The 791-nt window shown below is 62.3% G+C and carries 1 protein-coding gene; it reads left to right on the top strand.

Annotated elements, in window-relative coordinates:
* Positions 1–791 (top strand): UDP-N-acetylglucosamine 4,6-dehydratase family protein (locus EQW76_RS28735; RefSeq protein ID WP_143123529.1); only part of this gene is annotated, 791 nt, incomplete at both ends.

Genomic DNA, 791 nt, shown 5'->3' with positions numbered 1-791 from the left:
TTGGGCGAGCTGGAAAAGGCGGCGCTGGCGATCCAGGATGCCGAGATCCGCATCATCCCTTTTCTTGCCTCCGTTCGCGACGGGCCGCGTCTGGAGCAGATCATGACGGCGTGGAAGCCCAGCACCGTCTATCACGCTGCCGCCTACAAGCACGTGCCGCTCGTCGAATATAACCCTGCCGAGGGTATCAAGAACAACGTCACCGGGACCGTCGCCGCAGCCACGGCGGCGCAAAAGGCTGGCGTCGAGAATTTCGTCCTCATCAGCACGGACAAGGCGGTTCGTCCGACCAATATCATGGGCGCGAGCAAGCGACTGGCGGAGATGGTACTGCAGGCCCTCGACGCTGATCGCGTCACCAGCGGCACGACCACGAGTTTTTCGATGGTCCGCTTCGGCAATGTGCTGGGCTCATCGGGTTCCGTCGTGCCGCTGTTTCGCCAGCAGATCCGTGACGGTGGCCCGGTTACGCTCACCCATCCGGAGATCACCCGCTATTTCATGACAATCCCGGAAGCCTCGCAGCTGGTCATCCAGGCCGGCGCCATGGCATCGGGCGGGGATGTCTTTCTGCTCGACATGGGAGAGCCGGTTCGCATCGTCGATCTCGCCCGCCGTATGGTTGAGCTCTCCGGCTTCAGTGTTCTGGACGACGATAATCCCGAGGGCGATATCGAGTTGCGGATTACCGGCCTGCGTCCCGGCGAAAAACTCTTCGAGGAACTGCTGATCGGCGACAACCCGCAGCCGACGCCGCATCCGCGCATCATGCGGGCTCGCGAGGATTTTCT

The organism is Rhizobium sp. rho-13.1 (genome assembly GCF_007000305.1).
Lineage (GTDB): Bacteria > Pseudomonadota > Alphaproteobacteria > Rhizobiales > Rhizobiaceae > Rhizobium > Rhizobium rhododendri.
This window is presented reverse-complemented; position numbering and strand designations above follow the sequence as displayed.